The sequence below is a fragment of the Desmonostoc vinosum genome (assembly GCF_059505385.1).
The window spans coordinates 1-5,960 of sequence record NZ_JCACKM010000256.1 but is presented as its reverse complement, the minus strand read 5'-3'; the positions used below and the strand labels follow the sequence as shown (position 1 = coordinate 5,960).

The following is a 5,960-nucleotide window of genomic DNA, read 5'->3' as shown; positions in this document are numbered from 1 at the left end:
TGGGGATTGGGGACTGGGGACTGGGGATTGGGGACTGGGGACTGGGGATTGGGGAATTGGGAATGGAGAGTTTAAGTATTATTCTCCCTAATCTCCTGGTTGGTGAGCGGAGTCGAACCACATCCCCCTCATTCCCACTGCTTTTTTAAGACAGCTACCCACGGAGAAATCTTACAACCAAGACCTGAAAAAGTTTCTTACCCTACTCCCCACTCCCTACTCCCCACTCCCTTTTTCAAAACAAGTTTATATATTTTTGCATTTTGTTTCATCTTGCTGCTATAAGACTTTGCCAGTTATTGAACGAGATCTAAAGATGCAGGTAGTTCAGACAAAAAGATACAAAAATTCTTTCCCAATCCCCAATCCCCAATCCCCAATCCCCAGTCCCCAATCCCCAATCCCCAGTCCCCAATCCCCAATCCCCAGTCCCCAATCCCCCACACCTAAGTTAGATAATATTCTTCCTAAAATACTTAACTTTGGTAGGATAAGCGATCGCCAACTAGTGGATAATACTAATTATTAAGAAAACATTTAAAATAATCGTACTGAGGTAAAAAATGTCATTAAAACTACATGTAGCAAATATTACTTGCCAAGATTGTGCAGGCAAAATTGCGGACTCAATTCATGTTATGGAACCTGATGCCATGGTGGATGTTGATGTGAATGCCAAGACTGTTACCGTAGAATCCGCAGCATCTGAAGAATCAATCAAACAAGTAATTGTTGCTGCTGGTTACACTATTGAAGGTTATCAATGAGAATTTAACTTTTGTCAATAGCGAGACTAATTCCTAAAGTTTAATAGTATTAAAGGACTTGCGATTAATCATAACATTTGATTATTGCAAGACTTTTTCATAAAAAAATCAAAGTTGAGAATATTTTTGTTAGCGATGAAGATTATCTCGATTTCGACTGCTAATCGTTGGTTAATTAAATATACTGATTTACACTTTTGGATAAGTCTAAATATAAGTATTTTAATCATTAACTACGCACGAAAGGATAAGGTGATTTCGGTTTTTACGGGGACATAAAAAACTTAGTAGGTTTTTCATGCTCTCAAATAAGTAAAAACCTGGATTTTTTGATTAATGCAAATTGTCAATTCTTTTTTATTAATCCTGTTGAATAATTTTCTATCGGGAAATACAGCAATACTTTTTATCGAAAATAACAATCTTCAGTATTTATACTGTTTCAAAAAAAGCCTAAAAAATAGAAATTGAATGTCAGAAGTTAAAAAGATGACGATTGTAGTTAAAGTCTTAAGAGGAGATTAAAATTCGATATTTATTGTAAGTTCAGGGTTAAAACAATTAAATGCAAGAAGCATACACAAAATAAAAACATTGATATATTTAGCATTTAGGAATGAGTTGTGATCATATTTACTATTACATAACAGTGAAAATACATAATAATATCTAAAAAAGCTTAAAAGCTAAGCAATAAAGGGCTTTTAAGTATCAAGATTTAGTTTTTTGAAGCGTTACTATGTTTATCCCCTCGATAAAATAGGGTAGAAAGTAAAGCAATGAATATTTCTATTCTGGTTTTTGGAAGTAATAACTTTCTCGCCACACTTCCAGATCAGATCCGCGATGCAACAACTTTTAGTGTAGAAGTTATTACCAATATCAATCAGGCAGTTTCGCGTATTCAAATGATGCCACCCGATGTCATACTCATCCAGGCTAGTATGGATAGCAGTATGGAATTATGTTGTTGGTTGAAAGACCAAACAAAATTATCGTGGATATACTGTATTCTGTTTGAAGATCGTTTTCAGCAACTCAGCCAGAAAAGGAAGTATGGCTCGCAAAGGGAGTTAGAAATGACTGCTGCTGCACTAAAGCAAGGAGCTGATGCCTATATTTGGCAGTTGAGTGAAGAGAAAACAGACCATACATTAGCAGAATTAACAGCAAACCATCGTTTAATATTAGCTCAATTGACAGTTGGTTTACGGAAAGCACAAAAGTATCGCGATCTGATTCGTACAAATGATTTGTTATCAGCGATCGCTTTGGCTGATTCGTTAACAGAATTAAATAATCGCCGTGCTTTAGAGTGGGATTTACCTAGACAAATCAAAAAAGCTAGGGTTCAGGGAAATCCCCTAAGTTTGATTATTTTGGATGTAGACTATTTCAAGAAAGTTAACGATACTTACGGGCATTTAGTTGGCGATCGCCTCTTGCAATTATTATGTACTCGGCTGCGGCACAACTTGCGTTATCAAGACACTGCATTTCGTTATGGTGGTGAGGAGTTTGTAGTTCTTCTCAGTAATACTACTAGTAAAGAGGCATTAATTGTAGCCAATCGTCTCAATCGCATAGTCAGTGAACAGCCATTTGCCATCAATAATAAACTAGCTATTCACATCACGATTAGTCTAGGTACAGCTTGTCTAGCTACAGAGGATGACGAACAAGGAAAAAGCTTGTTGCATCGTGCCGATCAGTGCTTGTTACAAGCTAAAGCTGCTGGACGTAATCGGGTTATTGGTTGCGAATACTCATCTTACGTACCACATCTAAAAGCTGTTTCATCGTGATGTAGAGACGCGCTGTTGCAGCGTCTCTACACAATTGCGTTTTGACAATCTGCTACTGAGGCGCGTTGTCGCATCAAATTGACTAAGGCTTGGTAACTAGACCAATTTTCTTGCAAGAGGTTTTTTGCTTGGAGGGCATGAAACCGCAGTTTTTGCTGACAGACTGATTCAGAAAATCCTATATTTGTCAAGACCCCAATAAACTTATTTTTGTCATCTGCCCCACCTTCAGTATTATTAAAGACTAAAGTCTCAGCAGCAATCCCCGCCATCCAAACGGTGCAGTAGCGATCTAACATTTGAGCGCTGATTTTGCCTAACTCTAGCTGAGATGCTAACTCGTCATCATCAAAAGTCACACCACCTTGTCCAACTTGTCCTTGCTTCCAAGCTTCCCAGGCGCTGAGGGTGTAGCCTGTGATGGGAATTCCCAACAAAGAAGCAACAAGAAAATGTCCTGCTTCATGGTGAATAATGCGATCGCGGTGTTCCTTGGAAAAACCTGCAATCCAATCTAAAAATAGAATCCCTCCCCGACCTTGTAAGCTAAAACTATCCAATGTCGCTAGGCCTAAGATAGTGAAGGTAGCCAGTGCTGGTACTGTTGGCGATAGATTAAATAATGGCCCCAGCAGTACCGACATCGTCATCAGAAAAATCGATATTGCAATCAAATTTAAAGTAGTTTGGCTCATATTGAGTTTTTTAAATGCAACTTCATCTTTCTTCATTATGATGCGAACCGAGAGTATTAAAGCTTTTAAAACTTACACACAAGTCATCTATGACAACTCAAACACTGGGACTAGAGCAAAACTTATATCAATACCTCCTCTCAGTGTCTTTACGAGAGTTGGAAATTCTCGCTCAACTCAGACAAGAAACAGCTCAGCATCCACTAGGTAGAATGCAGATTGCTCCCGAACAAGGACAATTTTTGGCGTTGTTGGTGCAGTTATTAAAAGCAAAGAAAACTTTAGAATTAGGAGTATTTACAGGCTATAGCTCCTTAGCGGTAGCGTTAGCGTTACCAAAAGAGGGTAAAGTGGTAGCTTGTGATGTTAATGAAGAGTTTAGTGCAATCGCTCGTCGTTATTGGCAGCAAGCAGGAGTAGCGGATAAAATTCATCTGCATATTGCCCCAGCAATGGAAACTTTAGAGCAGTTACTAGCAGCAAAACAAGCAGAGAGTTTTGATTTTGTCTTTATTGATGCCGATAAAAGCAACTATGATGCTTATTATGAGCGATCGCTGCAACTGGTACGTCCGGGAGGACTAATTGCGATCGATAATGTCCTGTGGTCAGGAAGAGTTGCAAATCCTCAAATACAGGACAATCGAACCAACAAAATTCGCGCCTTCAATCACAAACTGCATCAAGATGAGCGAGTTACTCTCAGCCTCGTACCTATTGCAGATGGTTTAACCCTTGCTTGGAAGCGTCCCTAGTAGTTAAATAATTCGTATTATTTAAAAACGTGGGTTCCCTGTTAAGCGTTCTTTGTGAAGAATTCGCCACTTTTCTTGCTGACGCGCTCTTTTCTCTTCAGTCAAACTATCAAAACAGTAGGGACAGGAAATACCTTCTTCGTACTTGTCAGAAGCTTTATCTGCTTCAGAAATTGGTCGTCCACAGCTGGAGCATAACTCATAACTCCCCGCTTCCAACCCATGACTAACAGCTACCCGTTCATCAAAAACAAAACATTCTCCTTGCCACAAACTCTCATCCGCCGGGACTTCCTCTAAATACTTGAGAATGCCACCTTTGAGATGATAAACTTCAGCAAACCCTTGAGCAAGCATCAAAGATGAAGCTTTTTCACAGCGAATACCGCCAGTACAAAATAGAGCAACTTTTTTGTGTTTACTAGGGTCGAGATGGTGACGAACATATTCAGGAAATTCTCGAAATGAGTTCGTTTGCGGATTCTCTGCTCCTTTGAAAGTACCAATATTTACTTCATAGTCGTTGCGAGTGTCAATTACAGTAACTTCGGGATCACAAATCAAATCATTCCATTCTTGAGGACTGACATAAGTACCAACTTGCTCGTTGGGGTCAATTTCCGGTAATCCCAGAGTGACGATTTCTGTCTTTAACCGCACCTTCATCCGCTCAAATGGCAGTACATCAGTATAAGACTCTTTGTATTCCAAGTCTACCAAACGAGGATCGGCACGCACAAAGATAATAACAGAATCAATTGCTTGACGCGAACCTGCAATTGTGCCATTTATACCTTCGGCAGCCAGCAAAATTGTTCCCTTGATACCCTGTTCTTGGCAGTATGCTAACAAAGGATCTCGTATCTGACTAAAATCAGGTAGCTTGACGAATTTATATAGTGCAGCAACAACATATTGGGTGTTTTTTGGCTTCATACCCTTTTGCAATGGAACAATCTAAGTTAGAATAGCTACAGCAATTAGAATTATCTGCTTTTTTCATTTTACGGGGGTTTAGCTCAGTTGGTAGAGCGCCTGCTTTGCAAGCAGGATGTCAGCGGTTCGAGTCCGCTAACCTCCACTTCTGGGCTTTCACATAAATTAATATCCCATCTTCAAGCAGGGGGAGAAATAACAAAAACTCATTCCCAGTCCCCAGCGATGCACTGAGCTTGCCGAAGTGCCCCCATTCCCAATTCCCCATCTTAATCGTGATTTAAATAACCGAAAACTGCTGTATCTGGCATTCCCAAAATTTTTTATCAGCTACTCGTATTTTGTATAAATTTATAGTATTCTAGTTAGTCCATGTAATTTTTCCCACATTTCTAGACTAACTAAAAGTTTTTTACGGATCTTAACAGAGATACTTGAAAAGCTATGTTAGTTTCTTTTTTCCGAAGAAAGAATTCAGCAAAATAATTAGTTGTAGGTCAGTCCTCTACTAATCAATTCTGACTCCTTGATTCTGAATTCTTAAATAATTTTCAGAGCCTTGTTTTTCTGTCAACATACAAAATCTCAAAATTTCATTTCAATACATATGCAGTTAATTAAGAAATCCCAAAAGCCCATCCTTAAGAAGGCAGAGACAGCAGAGGAACTGAAAGAGGAAAATTTTCTAATTGATCCTTTTGATGATCAAGAACCAAGTGTAGAGCAAACGCAAACGCCGTATCTAGAAAATGATGAATTCTACTACTCCCCAGTTCGAGATAATCCTGTAGTACAATCTGTTGGCAACTCTGGCTGGCAAGTTTCTGATATTTGGCGGGATATCAGAGTGGATAGTTTCTGTGATTGACTAGGCTTTTAAGATTTCCCAAGGTAAGTAAAAACCTAACCTGTTGTGGGTAATTAATTTTACTTAGCAAGAAGACGCAGAGACGCGGGGAAGGGGAGACGCGGAGCGCGACCCTTCTCAAGGTCGAAGCACTG

The 5,960-nt window shown here is 39.2% G+C and carries 6 protein-coding genes and 1 tRNA gene; 5 read left to right on the top strand and 2 right to left on the bottom strand.

The genetic code is table 11. The annotated features are described in order from the left end of the window. Positions 1-563: 563 nt before the first annotated feature. Positions 564-767, top strand: coding sequence for a heavy-metal-associated domain-containing protein (locus AC5JMF_RS28350; RefSeq protein ID WP_495799047.1), 204 nt, complete (start codon positions 564-566; stop codon positions 765-767). Positions 768-1,546: 779 nt separating this feature from the next. Beyond that, complete coding sequence (locus AC5JMF_RS28345; protein ID WP_495799046.1) at positions 1,547-2,572, top strand: GGDEF domain-containing protein; 1,026 nt, start codon at positions 1,547-1,549, stop codon at positions 2,570-2,572. A 26-nt stretch (positions 2,573-2,598) separates the two neighbouring features. Here AC5JMF_RS28345 and AC5JMF_RS28340 read toward each other — a convergent pair whose 3' ends face one another. Then, positions 2,599-3,267 (bottom strand): M41 family metallopeptidase, encoded by a 669-nt coding sequence (locus tag AC5JMF_RS28340; protein ID WP_495799045.1) that lies wholly within the window; start codon positions 3,265-3,267, stop codon positions 2,599-2,601. An 89-nt stretch (positions 3,268-3,356) separates the two neighbouring features. Here AC5JMF_RS28340 and AC5JMF_RS28335 point away from each other — a divergent pair, with 89 nt between their 5' ends. Then, positions 3,357-4,022 (top strand): O-methyltransferase, encoded by a 666-nt coding sequence (locus AC5JMF_RS28335; RefSeq protein ID WP_495799044.1) that lies wholly within the window; start codon positions 3,357-3,359, stop codon positions 4,020-4,022. 21 nt (positions 4,023-4,043) lie between these two features. Here AC5JMF_RS28335 and trhO read toward each other — a convergent pair whose 3' ends face one another. Then, positions 4,044-4,958 carry an oxygen-dependent tRNA uridine(34) hydroxylase TrhO gene (gene trhO / locus AC5JMF_RS28330; protein WP_495799043.1) on the bottom strand — a complete coding sequence of 305 codons (915 nt, stop codon included), beginning with the start codon at positions 4,956-4,958 and terminating at the stop codon, positions 4,044-4,046. 72 nt (positions 4,959-5,030) lie between these two features. On the opposite strand from trhO, the gene AC5JMF_RS28325 reads away from it, so the two are divergent. Then, positions 5,031-5,103, top strand: a tRNA-Ala gene (locus tag AC5JMF_RS28325). A gap of 462 nt (positions 5,104-5,565) precedes the next feature. Continuing rightward, positions 5,566-5,826 carry a hypothetical protein gene (locus AC5JMF_RS28320; protein ID WP_495799042.1) on the top strand — a complete coding sequence of 87 codons (261 nt, stop codon included), beginning with the start codon at positions 5,566-5,568 and terminating at the stop codon, positions 5,824-5,826. Positions 5,827-5,960: the final 134 nt, after the last annotated feature.

What these genes read in the sequence shown, in the direction of transcription:
- AC5JMF_RS28350 (WP_495799047.1), top strand. Translation starts at nt 564, where the DNA reads ATGTCATTAAAACTACATGTAGCAAATATTACTTGCCAAGATTGTGCA.
- AC5JMF_RS28345 (WP_495799046.1), top strand. Translation starts at nt 1,547, where the DNA reads ATGAATATTTCTATTCTGGTTTTTGGAAGTAATAACTTTCTCGCCACA.
- AC5JMF_RS28340 (WP_495799045.1), bottom strand. Translation starts at nt 3,267, where the DNA reads ATGAGCCAAACTACTTTAAATTTGATTGCAATATCGATTTTTCTGATG.
- AC5JMF_RS28335 (WP_495799044.1), top strand. Translation starts at nt 3,357, where the DNA reads ATGACAACTCAAACACTGGGACTAGAGCAAAACTTATATCAATACCTC.
- trhO (WP_495799043.1), bottom strand. Translation starts at nt 4,958, where the DNA reads ATGAAGCCAAAAAACACCCAATATGTTGTTGCTGCACTATATAAATTC.
- AC5JMF_RS28320 (WP_495799042.1), top strand. Translation starts at nt 5,566, where the DNA reads ATGCAGTTAATTAAGAAATCCCAAAAGCCCATCCTTAAGAAGGCAGAG.